This window comes from Bacillus sp. FJAT-27225 (assembly GCF_001685025.1).
GTDB lineage: Bacteria > Bacillota > Bacilli > Bacillales > Cytobacillaceae > Bacillus_D.
Window position 1 is genome coordinate 1 of sequence record NZ_MAYU01000027.1, and the last position, 24241, is coordinate 24241.

Annotated in this window: 28 protein-coding genes; 27 read left to right on the top strand and 1 reads right to left on the bottom strand. The window is 41.7% G+C overall.

Annotated features, from left to right (window positions below; all coding sequences use genetic code 11):
* Positions 1-283: 283 nt before the first annotated feature.
* The 10 genes from A8F94_RS24480 (at position 284) to rsmI (ending at position 7806) form a co-directional block, all read left to right on the top strand.
* Positions 284-490: a sigma factor G inhibitor Gin gene (locus A8F94_RS24480; protein WP_066207224.1), complete on the top strand. Its 207-nt coding sequence runs from the start codon at positions 284-286 to the stop codon at positions 488-490.
* A 79-nt stretch (positions 491-569) separates the two neighbouring features.
* Entirely contained in the window at positions 570-2000 is a 1431-nt protein-coding gene (locus A8F94_RS24485) for an aminotransferase class I/II-fold pyridoxal phosphate-dependent enzyme (protein ID WP_066207227.1), read from the top strand.
* Positions 2001-2022: 22 nt separating this feature from the next.
* Positions 2023-2658: a dTMP kinase gene (gene tmk, locus A8F94_RS24490; RefSeq protein WP_066207367.1), complete on the top strand. Its 636-nt coding sequence runs from the start codon at positions 2023-2025 to the stop codon at positions 2656-2658.
* Positions 2659-2813: 155 nt separating this feature from the next.
* Positions 2814-3143: a cyclic-di-AMP receptor gene (locus A8F94_RS24495; RefSeq protein ID WP_066207230.1), complete on the top strand. Its 330-nt coding sequence runs from the start codon at positions 2814-2816 to the stop codon at positions 3141-3143.
* A gap of 51 nt (positions 3144-3194) precedes the next feature.
* Positions 3195-4202, top strand: coding sequence for a DNA polymerase III subunit delta' (gene holB / locus A8F94_RS24500; protein WP_139070178.1), 1008 nt, complete (start codon positions 3195-3197; stop codon positions 4200-4202).
* Positions 4195-5022: a PSP1 domain-containing protein gene (locus tag A8F94_RS24505; protein ID WP_066207232.1), complete on the top strand. Its 828-nt coding sequence runs from the start codon at positions 4195-4197 to the stop codon at positions 5020-5022. Before holB ends, A8F94_RS24505 begins: the two co-directional genes overlap by 8 nt.
* A 13-nt stretch (positions 5023-5035) precedes the next feature.
* Complete coding sequence (yabA, locus tag A8F94_RS24510; protein WP_066207235.1) at positions 5036-5395, top strand: DNA replication initiation control protein YabA; 360 nt, start codon at positions 5036-5038, stop codon at positions 5393-5395.
* Positions 5396-5935: 540 nt separating this feature from the next.
* Positions 5936-6679 carry a tRNA1(Val) (adenine(37)-N6)-methyltransferase gene (locus A8F94_RS24515; protein WP_066207238.1) on the top strand — a complete coding sequence of 248 codons (744 nt, stop codon included), beginning with the start codon at positions 5936-5938 and terminating at the stop codon, positions 6677-6679.
* On the top strand, positions 6666-6953 hold the full coding sequence (locus A8F94_RS24520) for a GIY-YIG nuclease family protein (protein WP_066207241.1): 288 nt from the start codon (positions 6666-6668) through the stop codon (positions 6951-6953). The genes A8F94_RS24515 and A8F94_RS24520 overlap by 14 nt, the downstream gene beginning before the upstream one ends.
* A complete protein-coding gene (rsmI, locus tag A8F94_RS24525) occupies positions 6931-7806 on the top strand; it encodes a 16S rRNA (cytidine(1402)-2'-O)-methyltransferase (RefSeq protein ID WP_066207244.1) in 876 nt (291 codons plus the stop codon). Before A8F94_RS24520 ends, rsmI begins: the two co-directional genes overlap by 23 nt.
* Positions 7807-7903: 97 nt before the next feature.
* Here the strand turns inward: rsmI and A8F94_RS24530 are convergent, their stop codons facing one another.
* Entirely contained in the window at positions 7904-8182 is a 279-nt protein-coding gene (locus A8F94_RS24530) for an AbrB/MazE/SpoVT family DNA-binding domain-containing protein (RefSeq protein ID WP_066207247.1), read from the bottom strand.
* 507 nt (positions 8183-8689) lie between these two features.
* Here A8F94_RS24530 and metG point away from each other — a divergent pair.
* The 17 genes from metG (at position 8690) to A8F94_RS24615 (ending at position 24226) form a co-directional block, all read left to right on the top strand.
* The gene (metG, locus tag A8F94_RS24535; RefSeq protein WP_066207249.1) at positions 8690-10657 is read left to right on the top strand and encodes a methionine--tRNA ligase; all 1968 of its coding nucleotides are present in this window, start codon (positions 8690-8692) and stop codon (positions 10655-10657) included.
* A 74-nt stretch (positions 10658-10731) separates the two neighbouring features.
* The gene (locus tag A8F94_RS24540) at positions 10732-11499 is read left to right on the top strand and encodes a TatD family hydrolase (RefSeq protein WP_066207252.1); all 768 of its coding nucleotides are present in this window, start codon (positions 10732-10734) and stop codon (positions 11497-11499) included.
* Between the two features lie 234 nt (positions 11500-11733).
* Positions 11734-12921 (top strand): G5 and 3D domain-containing protein, encoded by a 1188-nt coding sequence (locus A8F94_RS24545; RefSeq protein ID WP_066207255.1) that lies wholly within the window; start codon positions 11734-11736, stop codon positions 12919-12921.
* A 428-nt stretch (positions 12922-13349) separates the two neighbouring features.
* Positions 13350-13910, top strand: coding sequence for a ribonuclease M5 (rnmV, locus tag A8F94_RS24550; RefSeq protein WP_066207258.1), 561 nt, complete (start codon positions 13350-13352; stop codon positions 13908-13910).
* Complete coding sequence (gene rsmA / locus A8F94_RS24555) at positions 13903-14793, top strand: 16S rRNA (adenine(1518)-N(6)/adenine(1519)-N(6))-dimethyltransferase RsmA (RefSeq protein WP_066207264.1); 891 nt, start codon at positions 13903-13905, stop codon at positions 14791-14793. Before rnmV ends, rsmA begins: the two co-directional genes overlap by 8 nt.
* Positions 14794-14923: 130 nt before the next feature.
* Positions 14924-15811, top strand: a complete 888-nt coding sequence (gene yabG, locus A8F94_RS24560; RefSeq protein WP_066207266.1) for a sporulation peptidase YabG — start codon at positions 14924-14926, stop codon at positions 15809-15811.
* A 279-nt stretch (positions 15812-16090) separates the two neighbouring features.
* On the top strand, positions 16091-16354 hold the full coding sequence (gene veg / locus A8F94_RS24565; protein ID WP_043931802.1) for a biofilm formation stimulator Veg: 264 nt from the start codon (positions 16091-16093) through the stop codon (positions 16352-16354).
* 247 nt (positions 16355-16601) lie between these two features.
* Positions 16602-16781 carry a small, acid-soluble spore protein, alpha/beta type gene (locus A8F94_RS24570; RefSeq protein WP_066207269.1) on the top strand — a complete coding sequence of 60 codons (180 nt, stop codon included), beginning with the start codon at positions 16602-16604 and terminating at the stop codon, positions 16779-16781.
* Between the two features lie 452 nt (positions 16782-17233).
* Positions 17234-18100 (top strand): 4-(cytidine 5'-diphospho)-2-C-methyl-D-erythritol kinase, encoded by an 867-nt coding sequence (ispE, locus tag A8F94_RS24575; protein ID WP_066207272.1) that lies wholly within the window; start codon positions 17234-17236, stop codon positions 18098-18100.
* A gap of 54 nt (positions 18101-18154) precedes the next feature.
* Positions 18155-18976: a pur operon repressor gene (purR, locus tag A8F94_RS24580; RefSeq protein WP_066207273.1), complete on the top strand. Its 822-nt coding sequence runs from the start codon at positions 18155-18157 to the stop codon at positions 18974-18976.
* A gap of 14 nt (positions 18977-18990) precedes the next feature.
* Positions 18991-19368 carry a RidA family protein gene (locus A8F94_RS24585; RefSeq protein ID WP_066207276.1) on the top strand — a complete coding sequence of 126 codons (378 nt, stop codon included), beginning with the start codon at positions 18991-18993 and terminating at the stop codon, positions 19366-19368.
* A gap of 152 nt (positions 19369-19520) precedes the next feature.
* Positions 19521-19811: a septation regulator SpoVG gene (spoVG, locus tag A8F94_RS24590; protein WP_042453823.1), complete on the top strand. Its 291-nt coding sequence runs from the start codon at positions 19521-19523 to the stop codon at positions 19809-19811.
* A 243-nt stretch (positions 19812-20054) separates the two neighbouring features.
* On the top strand, positions 20055-21428 hold the full coding sequence (gene glmU / locus A8F94_RS24595) for a bifunctional UDP-N-acetylglucosamine diphosphorylase/glucosamine-1-phosphate N-acetyltransferase GlmU (RefSeq protein ID WP_066207278.1): 1374 nt from the start codon (positions 20055-20057) through the stop codon (positions 21426-21428).
* 22 nt (positions 21429-21450) lie between these two features.
* Positions 21451-22407 (top strand): ribose-phosphate diphosphokinase, encoded by a 957-nt coding sequence (locus A8F94_RS24600; protein ID WP_066207281.1) that lies wholly within the window; start codon positions 21451-21453, stop codon positions 22405-22407.
* A gap of 164 nt (positions 22408-22571) precedes the next feature.
* Positions 22572-23225 (top strand): 50S ribosomal protein L25/general stress protein Ctc, encoded by a 654-nt coding sequence (locus tag A8F94_RS24605; protein ID WP_368072813.1) that lies wholly within the window; start codon positions 22572-22574, stop codon positions 23223-23225.
* Positions 23226-23331: 106 nt separating this feature from the next.
* Complete coding sequence (pth, locus tag A8F94_RS24610) at positions 23332-23895, top strand: aminoacyl-tRNA hydrolase (protein ID WP_066207286.1); 564 nt, start codon at positions 23332-23334, stop codon at positions 23893-23895.
* A 100-nt stretch (positions 23896-23995) separates the two neighbouring features.
* Entirely contained in the window at positions 23996-24226 is a 231-nt protein-coding gene (locus tag A8F94_RS24615) for an anti-sigma-F factor Fin family protein (protein ID WP_066207291.1), read from the top strand.
* Positions 24227-24241 lie beyond the last annotated feature (15 nt).

Genomic DNA, 24241 nt, shown 5'->3' on the forward strand with positions numbered 1-24241 from the left:
TTGGGGTGCAAACCCCTGTGAGAGTAGGACGCTGCCGGGCAACAATTAAGGACAACCCAATCTGGGTTTGTCCTTTTTTTGTCTGATAAGGAACATAATCTTTATCACTTATAGCTTCACAAAAAATCTTACATACCATAAACATTACATGAAATTATGTTAAAAGATTTTGACGGTAGACATACACGAAATGGGCGGATTCACATACACTAAGAATGGCAGCTGTCTACGCGACAATTCATAAAATTGTATACAAATTTCAGGGAATGGACATACTTACCATATGGAGGTGGGAGAAGTGAGTTCTCAGGCAGTTAGTGAAACGTGTGTAGTTTGCGGGGAAATCAAAACAAAAGGAATCCATTTATACACTTCTTTTATATGCATGGAGTGTGAAATGGATATGATAAAGACCGAAACAAATGATCCCAAATATCCATATTACCTAAAACAACTTCGGAAAGTTACAGCACCAAGCATCTATTCTTAAAAAAGTCCAAAAGGGCTTTTATTTTTTTGTTTCAAAAGACGTGTTACAATGGAAAAGACTTTTGTAAATAGGAGTAAAAATGGATCAATCTAAAACACCTTTATACACTGCATTACATTTACATAGCATAAAAAAACCTGTTTCTTACCATGTACCAGGGCACAAGTATGGGTTTGTTCCTACCTTGGCGACTGAGAATTATTTTTCTGGAATAATGAAAATAGATGCAACGGAACTGCCTGAACTTGACGATCTTCATTCTCCGGAGGGTGTGATCCTGCTAGCAGAACAGCTTCTTGCTGAGGTGCATAATGTTAGAAAAAGCTTCTTTCTAGTAAATGGTTCAACTGTAGGTAATCTGGCCATGATTCTAGCTGTCTGTAAGGAAAATGACAGGATACTTGTACAGCGGAATTGCCATAAGTCTGTTATGAATGCTATACAGCTTGCAAAGGCAAGGCCTTTGTTTATTGAACCTGATTACATTAGCAGCTGGAAAGTAGCGGGAGGCGTTAATTATAGGGCTGTTAAACAGGCAATAGATCAGTTTCCGGATGCAAAGGGCATCGTTTTGACTTATCCAAATTACTATGGCATGGCTGATTCAATAGAGGACATTGTTGAGGCAGCACATGAGAAGGGGATTCCGGTACTTGTTGATGAAGCTCATGGTGCTCATTTTACAGCTGGAAGCTCATTTCCTGATTCAGCATGCTCTCAGGGGGCGGACGTTGTTGTCCAGTCAGCCCATAAAACCCTCCCTGCTTTGACCATGGGGTCTTATTTACATGTTAACAGCAGCCTGGTGTCTGTAGAAAAAATCAAAGAACAACTTCAAATCCTCCAGTCCAGCAGCCCATCTTATCCGATTATGGCATCACTGGATATAGCAAGGAGTTACCTTGCATCATATAATCAATCCGACATTGAGTATTTGACTGGACAAGTAACATCCTTTCGGGAAAAACTTGGCCGAATTAAACAAATAAAAGTTCTTGATTATCCTGGTAAAGGAGATCCATTGAAGGTTACCATCCAATCTGCGTGCCAGCTTACTGGTTTCGAGCTTCAGGAGAAATTGGTGAAGGCGGGCATATATACGGAACTAGCAGATTCACATAATGTATTATTTGTTTTGCCTCTCTTGAAAAAGGATATGGTTTACCCATTTGATGATACAGTTAAAAAACTAGAGGCTATTTTAAGCGAGTTTGAGTGCATGTTAAATGAACCAGACGCCACTGTGGTTTCGGCGAATGGATATTCCGAATTGGCCTTGACCTATAAAGAAATGCAAGAGCGTCCCTTTTTTCCAGCTCCCATTTTGGAAGCAACCGGGAGGGTATCAGCGGAAACGATTATTCCTTATCCTCCGGGGATACCTCTTGTTATAAAAGGGGAAAGGCTCCAATGGGACACAATAAAAAGACTGATGGAATTGAGGCAAAAAGGAGCCCGCTTTCAAGGTGGTATTCACCTGGATGAAGGGAAAATCCTTGTCTTTGTTTAAAGAGGAGCAGATGGAGATTACTATGACTAAAGGATTATTTATCACAATAGAAGGCCCCGAAGGTGCAGGGAAGTCGACAGTGGCAGCAATGATTGCCGAGCATTTAATCAAATCAGGATATGATGCTGTACTAACACGTGAACCAGGCGGAATTGACATCGCGGAACAAATCCGTAAAGTCATTCTAAAGCCGGAAAATACAGCCATGGACCCAAGGACAGAGGCTCTGCTTTATGCAGCTGCCCGGAGACAGCATCTTATTGAAAAGGTAATGCCTGCACTTAAAAGAGGGAGCATCGTCATTTGTGACCGATTTATTGACAGTTCACTTGCGTATCAAGGTCACGCCCGGGGGCTTGGAATACATGAGGTCTACAATATAAATGAGTTTGCCATTGAATCGATGATGCCAAACTTAACTATTTACTTTGATATTGAACCCCAAAAGGGTCTTAAAAGGATAGCGAAGCACAAAGACAGAGAAGTCAATCGGCTTGATCTCGAAGAACTTAGCTTCCATAGTAAAGTTAGAGAAGGCTATCTAATTTTGTTGAAACAGTTCCCTGAGCGTATTAAAAAAGTTGATGCGTCCTTGGAGTTAGAAGATGTATTCCATTCGGCAAAGGGCATTATTGACTCAATCCTCCCTCTTAAATAGGGAGGACTTTTTTATAAATAGGATAAAGAAAAACTCCTTGTCGAGGATTGCGATGATGGGAAAATTATCATACCACTATTCATTGATTGAAAGAGTGTCGGGACACAAAATTCCTGATATAATGAAAGGAAGAACCTTTTAGGAGGCTGAAATCAATGAAATTAATTATAGCAGTCGTACAGGACCAGGACAGCAACCGGCTGTCAAATGCACTTGTTGACCATAATTTTCGGGCGACAAAACTTGCGACGACAGGAGGCTTCCTTAAATCCGGTAACACAACATTCATGATTGGGGTAGAAGATGCACGTGTACAAAAGGCTCTTGATATTATAAGAGATAACTGTAAATCAAGGGATCAGCTCGTGGCTCCTGTATCACCAATGGGCGGAAATGCTGATTCATATGTTCCTTATCCGGTTGAGGTTGAGGTTGGCGGTGCAACGGTATTTGTCCTTCCAATTGAACAATTCCTACAATTCTAATTTGACTATATCTGGCTATGGAGTTTCCAGAGGGAGTAGCAGGTGAATAATGTGGCAATGACCTGGGATGAATTAGCTGAAATGCAACCGGCAGTAACAACACTTATCAAAAACAGCTTTTTAAAGGGCAGAATTGCCCATGCTTATTTACTTGAAGGAATGCGCGGCACAGGTAAACGGGATACCGCAATTGTTTTAGCCAAAGCTCTTTACTGTGAAAATTCTATTGATGGCTATAAACCATGCGAGACGTGTTTAAACTGCAAACGGATTACTAGCGGAAACCATCCTGACATTCATCTGATTGAACCGGATGGCCTATCCATCAAAAAACAGCAAATCAAGGACCTTCAGGAGGAATTTTCCAAAAAGGGAATGGAATCATCCAGAAAAGTATATATGGTGATTGATGCTGAAAAGATGTCAGTTGGCGCGGCAAATTCCCTACTGAAATTCTTGGAAGAGCCAGGGGCTGATACAGTTGCCCTTTTATTGACAGAAAACCCTCAGCGAATGCTGCCTACTATATTATCAAGATGCCAAACGATTGCATTTCAGCCCCTAGTTCCTGATATATTTATAAAAAAATTAATAGCCCATGGGGTGGATCCCGATACTGCTCCGCTGCTAGCCCAATTGACAAATAATATTCATGAGGCAATGGAACTAAACGTTCAGGATTGGTTTGCACAAGCCCAAAAGATAGTGGTAAAATTATATGAAGTGCTCAAAAAAAATCCTCTTGAAGCTATGGTCGCACTTCAGAGGGAATGGTTTGTGCACTTTAAAGAGAAAGAACAGATTGACCTTGGCCTGGATCTTTTATTACTTGTCTTTAAGGACCTATTATATATACAGTTGGGAAAACAGGAGCAAATTGTTTTCAGGAGGGAAGCAGGGCGGCTCCAGCAATTTGCCCTGCATACCCGGATGAGCAGCCTGCCAGATCAAATGGCTGCGGTGCTTGAGGCGAAGCGGAAACTACAAGCCAATATGAACCCGCAGCTATTGATGGAGCAGCTCGTGCTAAAATTGCAGGAGGGATCGGCATTTGTATGACGTAGTTGGGGTACGCTTTAAAAAAGCGGGTAAAATATATTATTTTGATCCCGGAGATCTGCCAATCAACAAGGATGACTATGTTATAGTTGAAACCGTACGGGGCGTTGAATTTGGAAAGGTAGTCATTGCCCGGAAGCAAGTGGACGAGCATGACGTTGTCCTGCCTTTAAAAAAGGTCGTACGGATTGCAGATCAAAAGGACAAACTCATTGTAGAGGAAAATAAGCATGCAGCAAAAGAAGCATATGATGTTTGCTGCGAAAAGGTTAGCGGCCATCAACTGGATATGAAACTAGTTGACGTTGAATACACTTTTGACAGAAATAAAGTTATCTTTTATTTCACTGCAGATGGCAGAGTTGATTTTAGAGAATTGGTTAAAGACCTTGCTTCCATTTTTAGGACAAGAATTGAACTTCGCCAAATTGGTGTAAGGGACGAAGCGAAGATGCTGGGCGGTATTGGTCCGTGCGGAAGGATGCTTTGCTGTTCCACGTTCCTTGGTGATTTTGATCCAGTTTCAATTAAAATGGCAAAAGACCAGAACCTCTCTTTAAATCCAACCAAAATATCCGGCCTTTGTGGAAGGCTCATGTGCTGTCTAAAATATGAAAACGATGAATATGAAACGGCAAAGGACCTTCTTCCCGATTTGGGTGAAATTATTTCTACCCCTTTAGGAAGAGGCAAGGTTGTAGGCCTGAATATTCTTGAACGGGTACTCCAAGTGGAGATTAAGGAACAAGAAAAGGTTCTTGAATACACTTTGGAGGAAATCCTTAAAGAAGGTGCTTTTTCTATACCATCCACAGACTAATGAGGTGGAATACGTGGATAAAAAGGAAATATTTGAGTCGGTCGGCTCAATGGAAACGCAAATCGGAAACCTCTACCAGCAATTAGGCGAATTAAAGGAGCATTTGGCTGAGATACTTGAGGAGAACCACTCTCTTAAGCTTGAGAACGACCTTTTAAGGCGCCGGCTGGAAAAATCCGAAGAACAGACGGACTCGGCCGGGAAGAAGGGAAAGAAAGGCCGAACCGGGAGCAAGCCTGTTGATATTGGAGAGGGTTATGATAATCTTGCCCGACTTTATCAGGAAGGTTTCCATATTTGCAATTTGCATTTTGGAAGCTTGCGAAAAGAAGGCGACTGTTTATTCTGCCTGTCATTTTTGAATAAAAAATAGTGCCTTCCTTATTAATAGGAAGGCCTTTTTTTTGGACAACAATAGGTTAGAAACCAACTTTCCTGTCTAATCCAAAAAAGAATGAGTTTGAGAAATTGTTTACTGGAAGACTATAAATTATATATGTTGAATTTTAAAATTTGTTTTTGGCAGCCCTGTTGATTGGAATAGAGGGTGCGAAGCTCTTTCGAAAATGGAAAAAATACATTTTTTTCTGCGGTGCTATTTCAGGGAAGATTATTCGACGTGATGCGGGAGTAGCGGGACAGGTGGGACCCCGTAGACACCAAGGGCGACGAGAAGAAAGACATATGGAGGCGTAGCTAGACAGGCTCACCGTACGCCCCTAAGGTCCGCGAAGCGCCTCGTGACAGACAAAGGGCGTCTGTCACTGCGATGTTTATTCCATGGAGCTTTTCTTTGTGTCCCTGTGATGAAAACTCTAAGAGGCATCCCATTGTGGAACGAAAATCAACAGGCCATTTTAGAAAATATAACTTATATAGTTAAAAAACAAATGAATGCACTGGAGGGTATAGGATGGTTGAGTTAAAAGATGATGAGCGGCTTGACTATTTACTTGCAGAAAACCTTAGAATCATTCAGAGCCCATCTGTTTTTGCGTTTTCTCTCGATGCTGTCCTTCTATCCAGATTTGTATACGTGCCGATCCAAAAAGGAAATCTTATTGATTTATGCAGCGGCAATGGGGTTATCCCGTTGTTTTTAAGTACCCGCACAAAGGGAACGATTACGGGGGTAGAAATACAGGAGAGGCTGTATGATATGGCTGTACGAAGTATCCGCTATAACGAGTTGGACAATAGGCTAACGATGATTCTTGGTGATATAAAAGATATGCCACAAAAAATTGGCTACGGAAAGTTTGATGTTGTAACGTGTAATCCGCCTTATTTCAAAACACCTCCTAAAGGTGAAATTAATGAAAATGAGCACCTTGCAATTGCCAGGCATGAACTCCTCTGTACATTGGAGGATACGATTAGAGTATCAGCTGCTTTAGCCCGGGCTGGCGGCAAGGTTGCGTTTGTACATAGGCCAGAAAGGCTGATTGAAATCATTGAATTGATGAGAAAGTACAAACTTGAGCCAAAAAAAGTCCAGTTTGTTTTTCCAAAGGAAGGAAAGGAAGCTAATACCTTGCTGATTGAAGCCGCAAAAGATGGACAGCCAGGCCTTAAGGTACTTCCAGCTATAACCGTGTACAATAGCCAAAACGAATACACTCCTGAAATAAGAGAGATTTTATATGGTAGAAACTAACCATTATTTTTATGTATTATCATGTCGGGATGGAAGTTTCTATGGCGGTTACACAACTAACCTTTCCAGGAGGATTAAACTTCATAATGAAGGAAAGGGAGCTAAATATACGAGAGCCCGGGGCCCTGTTACACTTATATTTGCTAAGTCCTTTCCGACAAAGACAGAAGCCATGCAGGAAGAATATCGTTTTAAACAGCTTACAAGAAAGAAGAAGGAAGATTTTTTGGCAATGGAAGAGGGTGGGGTCTATGTGGCAGCAAAAAAGCTTTGAAAATGAGGAATCAAAAGGAATCCTTTATCTTGTACCAACGCCAATTGGAAATCTCGAGGATATAAGCTTTAGGGCTATCAAGATTCTAAAAGAGGCAGATGTCATTGCTGCGGAGGACACCAGGAATACAAGGAAGCTATGTAATTACTTTGACATAGCAACTCCTATTGTGAGCTATCATGAACATAATAAGGAAACGAGCGGACCCAAGCTAATAGGAAAATTACAAAATGGATTGAAGGTTGCGCTGGTCAGTGATGCAGGGATGCCGGCGATTTCAGATCCGGGTTTTGATTTAGTCGAGTTAGCAATAATGGAACAGCTTACTGTTGTTCCTCTTCCAGGTGCAAACGCAGCCTTAACCTCGTTAATTGCATCCGGTTTACCTTCTCAGCCCTTCTATTTCTTTGGATTTCTCCAAAGGCAAAGGAAGGAGAAAAAGAAGCAACTGGAGCAGCTAAGACACCAGAACGGCACAATAATCCTATACGAATCACCACACCGGCTCAAAGAAACGTTAACCCTTATACTGGAAATACTCGGAAACAGGAAAATTGCCCTTTGCCGGGAATTGACTAAGAAATATGAGGAATTCATCAGAGGTTCTGTCTCGGAGGTAATTGAATGGTGTGGAGAAGGTGAAGTCCGAGGAGAATTTTGTATAGTTCTTGAAGGCGGTACAGGGGATGACACTGCCGAAGCGGGAACATGGTGGAAAGACTTATCAATTAAAGAACATGTCAATTCTTATATGGATCAAAATCAGCTGTCTTCCAAGGAAGCAATTAAGCTTGTTGCGAAAGACCGGGGCATGAGCAAACGGGATATTTATCATGAATATCATGTTGAATAAAGAACAAAAGCGGAAACGCCTTTGACAGTTTTTATATCTTATCAACTACAACAAAAAAGGCTTCACCCTGCTGGGGAAGCCTCTTTCCTATTAAGGATTACTTCGAGAAAGCATCCTGAATTTCCTTTAGAAGCAGTTCTGCGCCTTCACGGCTCAAGATCAACTTGCCATCGGCAAGTGCAACATTATCATCAGAAACCTCACCAGTTACCTGGCAAGTCATATTCGGCTTATACTTTTTTAGAATGATGCGCTCATCGTCAACATAAATTTCAAGAGCATCTTTCTCTGCAATGCCTAAAGTACGTCTTAATTCAATTGGGATAACAACCCGGCCAAGCTCATCAACTTTACGGACAATACCAGTAGATTTCATATAAAATAACTCCTCTCATTTTCCTTATTTCTCTAATAATACTATTACAAAGTTCGTCATTATTCGACATTTGTTTAATAACATTATGATACCAGTCATTCCCATATTCGTCAATTACTTTCTTTTAAAAATACAATAGCAACTTTTGGATATAGTGCTAAAAACCTTGATAAATTAGGGGTTTTTAAAACAGATTTTCAAAAAAAGATAGAAGAGAGAGAATATTTAAAAAACTTTATTGCAATAATAAAAAATCGGGAAGTTTTTCATTATTCGACAAAAATCAACAAAACTTGCTATCGACCAATATACTATTCGGGAATCATTTGGTTTTTATAGGGATAGAAAATAAAAAATTCCGGCAGCCATTTTAGTAAACAGGAAAAAGTCCCTGTTATTGCAGAAAAGTTGATTTTTCGGTATATTTTGTTGATAGAAGCTGAAGTGATTAGGCAATAATGACTTAAATAGCACTGTATTTGTTTTTTATAAATAGGAGGGGTCTTCATGGCAGAAAATAAAAAAACATTTTATCTGACAACGCCTATATACTATCCTAGCGGAAATTTGCATATAGGGCATGCATATACAACGGTGGCTGGTGATGCAATGGCACGCTACAAGCGTATGCGCGGCTATGATGTAATGTATTTGACAGGAACGGATGAGCATGGGCAGAAAATCCAGCGGAAAGCCAAAGAAGAAGGATTGACACCTCAGCAGTATGTCGATGGGATTGTTGAAGGTATTCAGGATCTCTGGAAAAAACTAGATATTTCTTATGATGATTTTATCAGAACAACTCAGGACAGGCACAAAAAATCGGTCGACAAGCTTTTTGCCCAGCTTGTCGAACAAGGCGATATTTACCTTGACCAATATGAGGGGTGGTATTGTACGCCTTGTGAATCATTCTATACAGACAGGCAGCTGGTTGAAGGGAATTGCCCAGACTGTGGAAGGCCGGTAGAAAAAGTAAAAGAAGAATCCTATTTCTTTAGAATGAGTAAATATGCTGATAGGCTTCTCGATTACTATGAGAAAAACCCTGACTTCATTCAGCCCGAATCAAGAAAAAATGAAATGATCAATAATTTCATAAAGCCTGGCCTCGAAGACCTTGCTGTTTCCCGTACCACGTTTGACTGGGGGATTAAGGTTCCGGGAAATCCAAAACATGTCATCTATGTGTGGATCGATGCTTTGTCGAATTATATTACTGCCCTTGGTTATGGCAGTGAAGATGATACAAAATATCAAAAATATTGGCCGGCTGATGTCCATCTCGTAGGAAAAGAAATCGTCCGTTTCCATACAATTTATTGGCCAATTATGCTGATGGCTCTTGATCTGCCTCTCCCTAAAAAAGTGTTTGCTCATGGATGGCTTTTGATGAAGGATGGAAAAATGTCCAAATCCAAGGGCAATGTTGTCAACCCGGTTACTCTTATAGACCGGTACGGACTGGATGCACTTCGTTATTATCTCCTTCGGGAAGTTCCTTTTGGAGCGGATGGTGTGTTTACTCCGGAAGGGTTTGTCGAAAGGATAAACTTTGACTTGGCAAATGACCTTGGCAATCTCCTTAACAGAACTGTGGCAATGATTGATCGATACTTTGACGGAGAGATTCCTGTTTATGTTGGCTCAGTATCCGAATTTGATGATAGCCTTCTGGCAGTAAATAAGGAAACTGTCGAAAAGTATGAAGAAGCAATGGAAAGAATGGAGTTTTCAGTAGCGTTAACTGCTGTTTGGCAGTTGGTCAGCCGCTCAAATAAATATATTGATGAAACCCAGCCTTGGGTTATGGCCAAAGATGAAGAACGAAAATCCGAATTGGAGTCGGTTATGTCTCACCTGGCTGAGTCCTTGCGCAGAGTGGCCGTTATGCTCCAGCCTTTCTTGACCCGTTCACCACAGCAAATCTTTGAACAATTGGGTATTTCTGATGAATCATTGATGGCCTGGGATAGTCTTGTTCAATTTGGCAAGATTCCTGCTGGAACAAAAGTAGCAAAAGGGAATCCTTTATTCCCGCGCCTCGAAATCGCTGAAGAGGTAGAGTTCATCAAAGCGGAAATGCAAGGTTCAGCACCAGTGGTACAAGAGAAAAAGCCAGAGGAAAATAAAGGCGAGGCACCCGGAACTGAAGAAATATCGATTGACGAGTTCATGAAAGTCGATTTGCGGGTTGCGGAGGTTCTCCACGCTGAGCAAGTTAAGAAGGCAGACAAATTGTTAAAGCTTCAATTGGATCTTGGCTATGAAAAACGCCAGGTAGTCTCTGGTATAGCTGAATACTACAAGCCGGAAGAACTAATTGGCAGGAAGGTGATCTGTGTTACAAACCTGAAGCCAGTCAAACTTCGCGGAGAGCTGTCACAAGGAATGATCCTGGCTGGTAAAACAGAAGGAACTCTGTCGCTCGCTTCAGTAGATCAAAATCTGCCGAATGGGACCAAAATTAAATAAAAAATAATTTTTAAATAAGAAGGGAATGCCTGTATGAAAGCATTCCCTTTTTCATCAGAGAGGGTGCGTTATTGATGCTTATTGATACTCATACACACTTAAATGCGGATCAGTATGAAAACGATGTAAATGATGTAATTGCCCGGGCAAAAGAAAATGGAGTAGAAACAATGATTGTAGTGGGCTTTGACCAGCCTACAATAAAAAAGGCGATTGAACTGGCGGATGCCCATGAGTATATCTATGCTGTTGTTGGCTGGCATCCAGTTGATGCAATCGATATGACAGACGAAGACTTAGAGTGGATTGAGAAGCTTTCCAGTCATCCCAAAGTAGTAGGAATAGGGGAAATGGGACTCGATTATTATTGGGACAAGTCCCCAAAGGATATACAGAAAGAGGTTTTTCGGAAGCAGATAAGACTCGCAAAAAAAGTGAAACTTCCGATTGTCATTCATAATCGAGAAGCAACAGCCGATATTGTTGAAATATTAAAGGAGGAAGGGGCAGCTGAAGTAGGTGGGATCATGCATTGCTTTAGCGGAAGTGTTGAAACTGCGAAGGAATGCGTTGATATGAATTTCTATATTTCGCTTGGAGGACCTGTGACCTTTAAAAATGCCAAGAAACCGAAAGAGGTTGCCGCGGAAATACCGTTGGAAAGGCTGCTGATTGAGACAGATTGCCCTTATCTTGCTCCCCACCCATACCGTGGCAAACGAAATGAACCGGCCCATGTCCGCCTTGTGGCTGAAGAGATTGCCCGGATTAAGGAGGTTCCATTTGAGTATGTGGCAAATGTGACAACTTCTAATGCAAAAAGGATATTCGGCATAAGTTGACGGCGATTGGTGTCGAAATAGGCAGCTGCTTGTCCAAATCATAACGAAAAACTTATAGTTCTACACGTCTCCTTATCTACATAGGATAATCATGTCGATAAGTTATTCTTTGCAAATTGCGAAAGGATGTGCATAATTAGAACTACCTTCGGCAAGGTCAGATTTGACATCTGGTAATATGGTTCTATATAATCACTCCAAGAAAAGGAGGCGTTTTTCATCGGATTCAAAAACATGAAAAGCCTGTTTCCGATCTCTTTGAGTAGAAAAAAACTGGTAATCTATATTGCTAGTTTCCTAGTCTTTACGATCACCGTTGGATTCTCTTTTTATGAGGGGACTAAAAAAACAGTCGCCTTAACACTGAATGGCAAGGAAAAGGTGGTTGAGACCCATGCGGGCACGGTGGAAGAGGTTTTAAGGGAACTGAAGGTTGCCATAAACTCAAACGATTATTTGTTTCCTTCGGTTAAAACCAAGGTGAAAGATAACCTTGAAATTGTCTGGAAACAAGCTAAACAGGTTGAAATTGTCAAAGATAACGAGAAAAAAACGGTTTGGACAACAGCCGATACGGTTGCTGAGCTCCTGAAAGAGCAGAAGATTTCCTTGATTGAGCAAGATGATATTTCTGCAAAACCTGAAGAACCAATCAGCGACAAAATGAGTATTAAAATCACCAAAGCACTTTATTTAACTTTAATTGATGGTAATAAAAAAGAACAAAAAGTATGGTCTACTTCGGCTACTGTCGCTGACTTTTTAACACAGCAAGGCATTACACTAAAAGAACTGGATCGAGTTGAACCCTCTCTAAACGAAAAGGTTGAACAAAATGCCGTGATTAAAGTCATTCGGGTAGAAAAAGTCACCGATGTAGTGGAAGAACCTATTAAGTTCGCTGTAGTCACAAAGAAGGATGCAAAACTTGCCAAAGGAAAAGAGAAGGTTGTTCAAGAAGGAAAGCCTGGATTGAAAAACAGAAAATTTGAAGTAGTCCTCGAAAATGGAAAAGAAATTTCCCGGAAGCTGGTAAGTGAGAGTACGGTTCGGGAAAAACAAGATAAAATTGTTGCAATCGGTACAAGAGTCCTTGTGGCACAGGTCTCTCGTGGCTCCATGCCTTCGGGCGGCAAGGAGTTTTATGTATCTTCGACTGCTTATACGGCAGGATGCAATGGCTGCTCGGGTATTACCGCGACTGGGCTTAATCTTCGTTCCAACCCAAATTTAAAAGTAATAGCTGTCGACCCTAGAATTATTCCGCTTGGCTCTAAGGTATATGTCGAAGGATATGGATATGCAATAGCCGCTGATAAAGGCTCCGCAATAAAGGGACATAAAATAGATGTGTTTTTCCCTAACCTGTCGGATGCCTACCGATGGGGGAAAAAGAAGGTAAAGATTAAGGTTCTAAACTAAATAGTCTTCTTCGAATGCAGGGATGATTCCCTGCATTTTGTTTTTGCAGCGTTTTTTCTTATACTAGGGAAGGGAATGTCTTATCTATATAGACGGTTTTGGTTACAAAATGGTTTCATTTTTGTATCAAAAATATAATAATTACTTTAAGTGTACGTGAATAGTATCATTTTATTAATAAAAGTTGAAACGGAAGGCGCGAAAGCTCGCTCCAATATGGGTTCGCATCTTCTCCTGTGGGTCTTTCTCAAGGAAGGTTATTCAACGTCCCGAGAACTCCTCGTGACAGCCCAAGGACTTCTGTCACTGCGATGTTTATTCCAGTGAATTCTTTTGTGTCCATGGGCTAACTATTCTGAAATGCTTCCCTTTGTGGATCGGAAATACATAGTACCATTTATTTAGTGGGTTTTTACTGGAGGAAAACAATGAAAATAAAAGAGATCATCGTAGTGGAAGGGAAAGACGATACCACTGCAATTAAAAGGGCAGTGGAAGCAGATACCATTGAGACAAATGGCTCCGCCCTTAACGATGAAACAATAGAAAGAATCAGGCTGGCAAAGAAAGTGAGGGGGGTCATTGTATTTACAGATCCCGACTTTCCTGGAGAGAAAATTCGGAATGAGATTTCCAATAGAGTTCCTGGATGCAAGCATGCTTTCCTCGAAAAGGACGATGCTAGAGGAAAGGCTGGTTATAGCCTTGGTGTTGAGCATGCTAGCGGCGAGGCTATTCGGAAGGCTTTAAGAGATGCACAATGGATGAATGAGGAGGCAATTGAGGAGATTACACAGGAAGATTTAATTGCCTCAGGGCTAATTGGTGGGCAAGGATCAAGTTATAGGAGAGAACAGATTGGGAAGTTGCTCAAGATAGGGTATACAAATGGCAAACAGTTATATAAAAGACTGAAGATGTTCCAAATTAGCAGACAGCAATTTGCGGAAGCCCTTCAAGCAATCCGTGAGGAGGAGACAAATGAATAAGGATATTGCAACCCCATTAAGGACACGGGCGATTCTTGAAAAATATGGATTTTCATTTAAAAAAAGCCTTGGACAGAATTTTTTAATCGATACAAACATCTTAAGGAAAATTGTAGAGGCAGCAGGAATTACCCCAGAGACATCTGCAATTGAAATAGGGCCAGGTATAGGGGCGTTGACAGAACAGCTCGCTAAAACAAGCAAAAAGACAGTCGCTTTTGAGATAGATCAGCGTTTGCTTCCAATTCTCGAAGATACTTTATCGCCATATGACAACGTAAAAATCATTCATAGTGACTTTTTAAAAGCGAATGTAAAAAGTGTAATTGACAAAGAATTCACGCCTGATACAGATTTAGTGATTGCTGCTAATTTACCCTATTATGTGACCACACCGATTATAATGAAAGTCCTTGAGGAACAATTGCCTGTCAGGGCGATTGTAGTTATGCTTCAGAAAGAAGTTGCAGACAGGATATCGGCAAGTCCAGGCACAAAGGATTATGGTTCGCTTTCGATTGCTATTCAATACTATACAGAGGCTGAGGTAGTTATGATTGTTCCCAAGACAGTTTTTGTACCGCAGCCAAATGTTGATTCTGCTGTTATCAGGCTCAAAGTTAGAAAGGAACCGGCGGTTAAGGTTAAAAATGAAGACTTTTTCTTCGAAGTAACAAAAGCAAGCTTTGCCCAACGCCGAAAGACAATTCTGAATAACCTTACAAGCAAACTTGAAAGCGGTAAAGAGAGGAAGGAATCAATCATTAAGGCGTTGCATGAGGCTGGTATTGAACCAACCCGGCGTGGCGAGACTCTTTCACTGGAGGAGTTTGCCCGGTTAAGCGATGTCCTTTTGCCTGTTTTCAAACCATTGGAATCATAGTGATCTATGTTGTGTTTTCTGAAAGTATATCGTTTCTTTTGCCAGAAGACCTAGCTGACCTATTCTCATTTGTCACCTGTTTTTTAAAAAACGCATAGCTTATGAAAGAAACCTATTGGGGTGAATTTCTGTGGCTATTAAACGGATGGATATTGTCGGCAGGCGTTCGTATAACTGTGATATTTTATTCAGAGTAATTGATATCATTGAAAAAGATGGGCAGCAAGTGGCTTATTTGTATGGAGAGTATGTCCGCCTTGCAGCCGATGCGCCATGTGAAGACCTAATCATAATGGGCCAGTCGGAAAGGCAGAAGTTGTCCAACGAATACCGATCAAAGGAAGAACAGTCGCTGGAGCTGTTTCGGCAGGACGTTACGCTTCTGAAACAGAGACAGGAATACCAGGCTACTTCAGGCTATGCAAAACCGGCAAACTATTTTCAGATACCGGGTAAAGTCCTCCACCTTGATGGAGATCAGGCATATCTGAAGAAATGCCTTGCTCTATATGAGAAAATTGGGATTCCGGTGTATGGAATTCACTGCAACGAAAAGGAAATGCCTGAAAGGGTAGGGGACTTCCTCGATTATTACCGTCCCGACATATTAGTGGTAACAGGGCATGATGCTTATTCCAAGTCAAAAGGTAAAATGAGTGATATTAATGCATACCGTCATTCAAAGCATTTTGTCCAGACTGTTAGGGAGGCAAGGCGGAAAATTCCTCACCTTGACCAGTTAGTGATTTTTGCGGGAGCCTGCCAGTCACATTTCGAATCTCTAATAACAGCTGGAGCTAATTTTGCCAGTTCGCCTTCAAGAATCAATATCCATGCCCTCGATCCGGTTTATATTGTTGCAAAAATTAGTTTTACTCCTTTTATGGAGCGGATCAATGTATGGGATGTACTGAGGAATACATTAACAGGTGAAAAGGGCCTTGGCGGAATTGAAACAAAGGGAGTATTGAGAACTGGTATGCCGTATCGGCCGGAATATGCGGAAGAAGGGGAATAAGCCTTGGAATTCGGGGCTTATTTTTTTTGCTGATAGAGACAAAACAGAATTTAAAAGAGATAACAGGGAAAGCTTACTTACAAATTAAGGGAGTTTCCTTTCTTTACAATATGTACATATATCGGATAAGGTACGGGCATTATAACATTTGTTGAATTTTACAAGAAAAAGTAGAACAAAAAATATTGACAATCATTTTCAAGAACTATATAATTTATGTTTTTTTTATTTGACAAAATTATGTCAGCGTGTTATACTTTACACAGTGAGGTGGATCGAATGCCAAAGACACTTGCCGATATCAAAAAGGCTCTGGATTCAAATTTGGGAAAAAGGCTTCTGTTAAAAGCGAATGGAGGCCGCAGGAAGACCATTGAACGCTCCGGCATTTTAGCGGAGACCTACCCTTCAGTTTTTGTTATTGAACTGGACCAGGAAGAAAATGCATTTGAACGTGTTTCTTACAGCTATGCAGATGTACTCACCGAAACAGTCGAAATTACCTTCTATGAAGAAGCAGCAGGACAGGCAGCTTTAAGCTAGGATATAAACATGCAAAACAGTGGGAACATAGCCCGCTGTTTTGTTTTTTTATAAGAGCCTATTTATTAGGCAGAATATAATTCGACAAATTAAGAATGACTGTTCTCCTCTTTGGAGCAAAGTAATTTTTTCTACACGCTGTTTAAAGAAACAGTTTACAGCTTCCGTATTGCCGTTTACATAAGGATGAAAAATAGAATGGTTTGCATACTAAATAATGCCGCGGTTGATTGGAGGGTTGTTTTAAATGGCCAGAAGAAGAGGAATAATGTCAGACCGTTTTAAAGAGGAACTAGCAAAGGACCTTGGTTTCTATGATGTCGTTGAAAGGGAAGGCTGGGGCGGCATCAGAGCACGTGATGCTGGAAATATGGTTAAGCGTGCAATTGAACTCGCCCAGCAGCAGCTCATACAGGAGCGGCAATGAAGCCTGCTTTTCAAAAGCTTGGAAACCTGATAATAGCAGGAAGACTAAGCTTCAAAAGATTTGCCAGAATGGCCTCAACGGAAAGTGGCAGTTATGCTGTTACTGAATTCGATCGAGAACATCCTGGCATTGATCGGCTTCATAAACGGAAGACCTGAACACGGCTAACAACCGTCTTCGAGCATTAAAATAACAATAAATCATTGCGGCATGCCCAGGATGAAGATCCTGGGCTTTTTAGTGGGATGCTCCTCCTCTTACCCGGCATAATTCCTCGTCTAAAGTTAAGGATTGAAATAAGGGGAACATGAACAAAACAGTCACTGATGAGTGAGAAACCATTATATTTTTGGCAGTACTTCGCTAAACAAGGTCTTATCGGACAGGTTTTGTGGTAAAATAGGACAAAATTAGTGATCTTGTTGTATTTAGACAAAAGTAGGTGGACTTCAGTGAAGCTTTTAGTTAAAGCCCCGGCAAAAATAAACTTATCCCTGGACGTACTATATAAGCGGCCGGATGGCTATCATGAAGTAGAAATGATTATGACAACAATTGATTTGGCTGACCGCCTTGAGTTATCTGCCAACGAAAATGGGCAAATAAAAATAGTCTCCCAGAGCCGTTTTGTTCCAGATGACCAACGAAACCTTGCGTATCAGGCGGCTCAGTTGCTGAAGGATCGATTCCTGGTCAAACAAGGTGTAACCATATCGATTGATAAAACAATTCCTGTTGCGGCGGGGCTAGCAGGGGGAAGCAGTGATGCAGCAGCAGCTTTGAGAGGCTTAAACAAATTATGGGGACTGGGGCTTTCCCTGGATGAACTTGCGGTACTAGGAGCAGAAATAGGTTCGGATGTGTCGTTTTGTGTCTATGGAGGAACTGCCCGTGCAACCGGACGTGGAGAAATAATTGAGAGTTTACCCGCTCCTCCAACGTGCTGGGTCATTCTTGCCAAACCCTTTACCGGAGTTTCAACTGCTGATGTTTACAGAAGGCTTGATATTTCAGGAATTATACATCCCAATACAAAAGCGATGATAAACGCAATAACCAGCAGTGATTATCAAGGTGTATGCAAGAATGTGGGAAATGTCCTTGAAGAAGTAACGTTAAAGCATTACCCCGAAGTAGCTCAAATTAAGGACCAAATGAAACGCTTTGGGGCAGATGCAGTCCTTATGAGTGGAAGCGGCCCCACCGTTTTTGGCCTTGTTAAACATGATTCAAGAATGCACAGAATTTATAACGGCCTCAGGGGTTTTTGTGACCAAGTGTTCGCCGTAAGGATGCTCGGAGAACGTAATATTGAATAAATCCGGATGTTTATGTTAAATTTAAAGTAAAATATTCGGTATTTGGAGGTCCTCATGAAATTTCGTCGCAGCGAACGCCTTATTGATATGACAAATTACTTGTTAGAACGCCCTCGGGTACTTGTCCCGTTAACATTTTTTGCTGAACGGTATTCCTCGGCTAAGTCTTCGATTAGCGAGGACCTGGCAATCATAAAGGAAACATTTGAAAAGCGTGGCATAGGAACACTCCAAACGGTTCCTGGTGCGGCTGGTGGTGTTAGGTTTTTAGTGAAAATCGGCCAAGAGGAAGCGGAAAGCTTTGTAAACGGACTCTGTGAACTGATTGCTACGCCTGACCGGCTTTTGCCCGGGGGCTACTTATATTTGGGAGACATTCTTGGCAATCCCCAAACAGTACAAACTGCAGCCAAAATAATGGCTTCTGGCTATGCAAAAACAAAAATAGATGTAGTCATGACAGTAGCAACAAAAGGAATCCCACTCGCTTATGCAGTAGCAACAGAATTAAATGTACCGCTGGTTATAGTTAGGCGTGACAATAAGGTTACAGAAGGGCCCACAGTCAGTATCAATTACGTATCAGGTTCAACTAAACGGATTCAGACCATGGTCCTTTCCAAAAGAAGCCTTGCAGAGGGATCAAAGGTACTGATTGTTGATGACTTTATGAAGGCTGGAGGAACGGTAGCCGGCATGATTAGCCTCTTGGAAGAATTCAAAGCGACAGTAGCCGGTATAGCCGTCCTCGTAGAATCGGAAAAAATTGAGGAAAGACTTGTCGACGAATATATCTCGCTTGTCCAGCTTGCTGATGTGGATGTTCGTGAAAAACGTATAAGTGTAAGGAAAGGGAATTATTTCAACAAAATCTAAAAGGAGGAAAATCTATGAAAATAGTTCAGACTGAAAAGGCGCCCGCAGCCATTGGTCCTTATTCTCAGGGAATGGTTGTAAATAATATATTTTACAGTTCCGGCCAAATTCCCCTTACAGATCAGGGGGTTTTGGTGGAAGGCGATATTGCGGCCCAGACAAGGCAAGTATTTAAAAACCTGGAGGCTGTTCTTGCGGAAGCCGGTGCAAGTTTAGATACCGTCATAAAAACAACTGTTTTTATAAAAAATATGGATGACTTTGCGGTTTTAAACGAAGTATACGCTGAATACTTCCCTGTCCATAAGCCGGCTAGATCGACTGTGGAAGTTGCGAGGCTCCCTAAAGATGTGTTAGTTGAGATAGAAGTTATCGCACTCGTAAAAAATTAATCTTCCCTGCCTCACACCATTTTATACCATTTTTGCTAATGTTCACTAATTTGGTGAATTTTTTCTAAAAAATCTAAATTAAAAGAAGGAAAACGGAAATTTGTGACGAATATAGTATTAGGTTTTTATTCACGAGAAAAGGGTGTGAAGGTATGGAAGTGACAGACGTTAGATTGCGCCGCGTAAATACAGAAGGACGGATGAGAGCGATTGCATCTATTACGCTCGATAATGAATTTGTCGTCCACGATATCCGCGTGATCGATGGCAACAATGGCTTGTTTGTGGCAATGCCGAGCAAGCGGACTCCGGATGGGGAGTTTCGCGATATTGCCCATCCGATCAATTCCGGTACCCGCGGAAAAATTCAGGAAGCGGTCCTCGCTGAGTATCACCGCCTCGGGGAATTAGAAGTTGAATTTGAAGAAGCAGGAGCTTCGTAAGCATAATGCAACTAGAGCCTACTCTTATAGTCAGGCTCTTTTTTTATTTATTCCCGGCAACTTCCCCGGCATGGTTCCGCTATACTTCCCCGTGTAAAAAATATACATTCCTTCGGTAACCTTGAAATAACAGCCTATTTACGTTAATATTTTAAATTGGATAAACAGAAAATGGCACGCTTCCGGAATTGTACTTATCAAATGCCATTTTTGCTGTATTTAATTGATATTGGAGGCATGTTCATGTCGAACCGTTTTGCTGTTATCCTAGCCGCCGGCCAAGGGACACGCATGAAATCCAAGCTTTACAAGGTTCTTCACCCTGTCTGTGGAAAACCAATGGTAGAGCATGTTGTTGATGAAATATCTAAGCTTTCGATAAATGAAATAGTGACCGTCATTGGTCATGGAGCAGAAAAGGTAAAAGCCCAGCTCGGGGAAAAGAGCAGCTATGCTCTTCAGGAAAAACAGCTTGGTACGGCTCATGCCGTTATGCAGGCAGCCGGGCAGCTTGCTGATAGAGAAGGCGTTACACTCGTTGTTTGCGGGGATACCCCATTAATCACTTCCGGGACGATGGAAGCATTGTTCAATCACCATAGCGCCACAGGTGCAAAGGCGACTGTGCTTACTGCTCAGATGATGGACCCTGCAGGTTACGGACGGGTTGTCCGGGATCAATCAGGCCATGTAGAGAAAATAGTTGAACATAAAGATGCCAGTGATGAAGAAAGGTCAATTACTGAAATTAATACTGGAACGTATTGTTTTGATAATCAAGCATTGTTTTCTGCCCTCAAAAATGTATCAAATGAAAATTCCCAAGGCGAATACTACCTTCCTGATGTCATTGAAATCTTGAAAAAACAAGGGGAAATTGTCACCGCATATATGACAGATGACCCTGCGGAATCACTTGGCGTAAATGATCGGATCGCGTTATCTGAGGCGGAGCGGATCATGAGAAGCCGCCTGAATGAAAAACATATGCGAAATGGTGTGACAATTATCGACCCGGCTGCAACGTATATTGGGCCGGATGTACAAATAGGCCAGGACACAATTATCCTGCCGGGAACCATTCTTAGTGGAAAAACCACCATTGGCTCGGATTGTAAAATTGGCCCCAATACCGAAATTGAATCATGCGAAATAGGAAATGAAACAGTTATCAGGCAATCTGCAGCTTTTAATAGTTCGATTGGCTCTAAGGTGAACATTGGACCATTCGCTCATATACGCCCTGATTCCAAGCTTGGAAACGAAGTTAAAATAGGCAATTTTGTTGAAATTAAAAAGGCTGTTATGGGGGATTCCAGCAAAGCATCTCACTTAAGCTATATTGGTGATGCAGAAGTTGGCAGCGAGGTAAATATTGGCTGTGGTTCCATTACAGTTAATTATGATGGCAAAAATAAGTTTTTGACCAGAATAGAAGATGGGGTTTTTATTGGCTGCAACTCTAACCTGGTTGCCCCAGTGACAATTGGAAAGGGCGCTTATGTTGCCGCTGGCTCCACCATCACCGAAAATGTTCCGCCTGAAGCCTTGTCGGTTGCCAGAGCACGCCAGGTTAATAAAGAGAACTATGTGCAAAAACTCGATAGAAAGAAATAATTGATTCCAATTGGAGGCCATCATGTCAAACCAGTATTTAGATCCGAATTTAAAGGTATTTAGTTTAAACTCAAATTATCAGCTTGCCGATGAAATTGCAAAAGTAATCGGGGTTGAGCTTGGAAAATGTTCCGTTACGCGTTTCAGTGACGGAGAAATCCAAATCAACATTGAAGAAAGCATACGTGGCTGCGATGTGTATGTCATTCAATCCACCAGTGCGCCAGTCAATGAAAATATTATGGAATTGCTGATTATGATTGATGCCCTTAAGCGTGCCTCAGCAAAAACCATTAATATTGTCATGCCATATTACGGATATGCCCGCCAAGATAGGAAGGCGCGTGCACGTGAACCTATCACTGCAAAACTTGTGGCGAACCTTCTTGAGACAGCAGGGGCTACTCGCGTCATTACACTTGATTTGCATGCTCCGCAAATTCAGGGATTCTTCGATATTCCGATTGATCACTTAATGGGTGTACCGATTCTTTCCGAACATTTTAAAAGCAGTGATATAAAAGGGGATATTGTCATCGTTTCCCCGGACCATGGCGGTGTAACCCGTGCCCGTAAAATGGCTGAACGATTGAAAGCTCCAATAGCCATAATCGATAAGCGCCGTCCGCGCCCGAATGTGGCAGAGGTTATGAATATTGTCGGTAATATCGAAGGGAAGATAGCCATCCTGATTGATGACATTATTGACACTGCCGGTACAATTACACTAGCTGCTAATGCGCTAGTCGAGAATGGCGCCGCTGAGGTGTATGCTTGCTGTACTCACCCAGTTTTGTCTGGCCCGGCAATTGAGAGAATCCAGAATTCTAAGATCAAAGAACTTGTCGTGACAAACTCAATTGAATTGGGTGAGGAAAAGAAGATTGCAAAAATTCAAACCCTTTCGGTCGCACCTTTAATTGGCGAAGCGATTATCCGTGTTCACGAAGAACAGTCGGTCAGCACGTTGTTTGATTAAAATACCAGGGCCGGTCCGTTTAGATTGGCCCTTTTCCTTGTATCTATTTTTGTGATTTCGGGTGTGTTCTCTTTAAGCTGAAGAATGTTGTGAGTTTAGACCTTCCATTTTTGGGGCAATTTTTAATAGAAGGACAAAACGATGAAAGAATAGGAAGGGGATACATGATGAGCACAGTTCTATCAGCTAAAAACCGCAGTGGAGAACAAGGGCTGCGTCCGAAGCAGCTGCGCAGGCAAGGGAATATACCCGCAGTCGTTTACGGTTCAAAAGTAGATAGCACACCTGTATACATTAGTTCAGCCGACTTTGCGAAAACTATAAAAGAGGTAGGCAGAAACGGCATTATATCTCTGGATATTGATGGAGCGAAACAGGATGTCATTATGACTGATTATCAAAGGGATACAATTAACAATGAAATCCTCCATGCCGACTTTCTTGCGATTGATAAGTCTTCAAAAGTCAATGTCGATGTCAACGTTGTACTCGTGGGAGAAGCAGCAGGCGTGAAGGATGGCGGAGTCTTGCAGCAGCCGCTCTTTACCGTTTCGATTACGAGCACCCCTGAAAATATCCCTTCTGCCCTTGAGGTTGATGTAACAAACCTGCAGGTAAATGAGACACTGACTGTAGCGGACTTAAATACAGAAGGTAAATACGAAATTAATCATGAAGAGGATGAAGTTGTCGTCTCCATCCTTCCTCCGAAAGTTGAGGAAGAAATCGATACCGGTGAACAACAGGATGGCGGGGCACCTGATAACGAAGAGGGAAGAGAAACCGAACCTTCGGATGCCTCTGAAAAAGAAGAATAAAAGTGAGGACGTAGCCTTAATTACAAGGTTACGTCTTTTATGGTTTAAACTAAAATCATACCTTGCTTGTTTTCACATAATGAGTATTGGAAAAAGGGGGATTCTGATGAAATTAATCGTTGGACTGGGTAATCCAGGCAGACAGTATGCCGGAACTCGCCACAATGTGGGATTCGAAGTTATTGCTTTGCTGGCTGACCGTCTTGGTATTGCTATGGATCAAGCCAAACATAAAGGGGTGTTTGGATCTGGAGTACATAAAGGAGAAAAGGTCCTTCTTCTAATGCCACTTACATACATGAATCTGTCAGGAGAGGCAATCCGGGCTGCCATGGACTTTTATAAGCTGGATACAGAAGACCTATTGGTTATATATGATGACCTTGATCTGCCTACCGGTAAAATCAGGCTTCGGCAAAAGGGGAGCCCAGGTGGCCATAATGGCATAAAGTCCACGATTGCGCACCTTGGGACACAGGAGTTCAATCGAATCAGAATAGGAATTAGCCGGCCTCCTGTCGGGATGGCTGTTCCGGATTATGTATTAGGCCGTTTTAGTAAGGAAGAAGGTCCGCTTATAGAGGAAGCTATAAACAAAAGTGCCGCTGCTTGTGAGGCGTGGCTTGAAAATCCCTTTTTGCAGGTAATGAATGACTTCAATCAAGCATGAGCATGTTCGCAGTGTTATACTCATAAAATGGAAAGGCCTGAATAATTAGCCCTATGAAAGTCCATACTACAAATAATTAGTTGGGCAGGGGAGGATAATGATGGCTATCCATTATAAATGCAGGCATTGCGGCACAGAGCTGGGGTCTCTCGATATGGTGACGGCTGATACAATAAAGCTTGGACTCTTTGCTCTGAATCGCCAGGAACGAACCCAAATGGTTTCATATAATGAAGATGGTGATGTTGAAATAAAGTCAATTTGTGAGGATTGCCAGGAATCCTTCGAAAGAAATCCTGAACTTCACCAATATGATTATTTAATTCACTGAAAAGGCTTTGGAGAA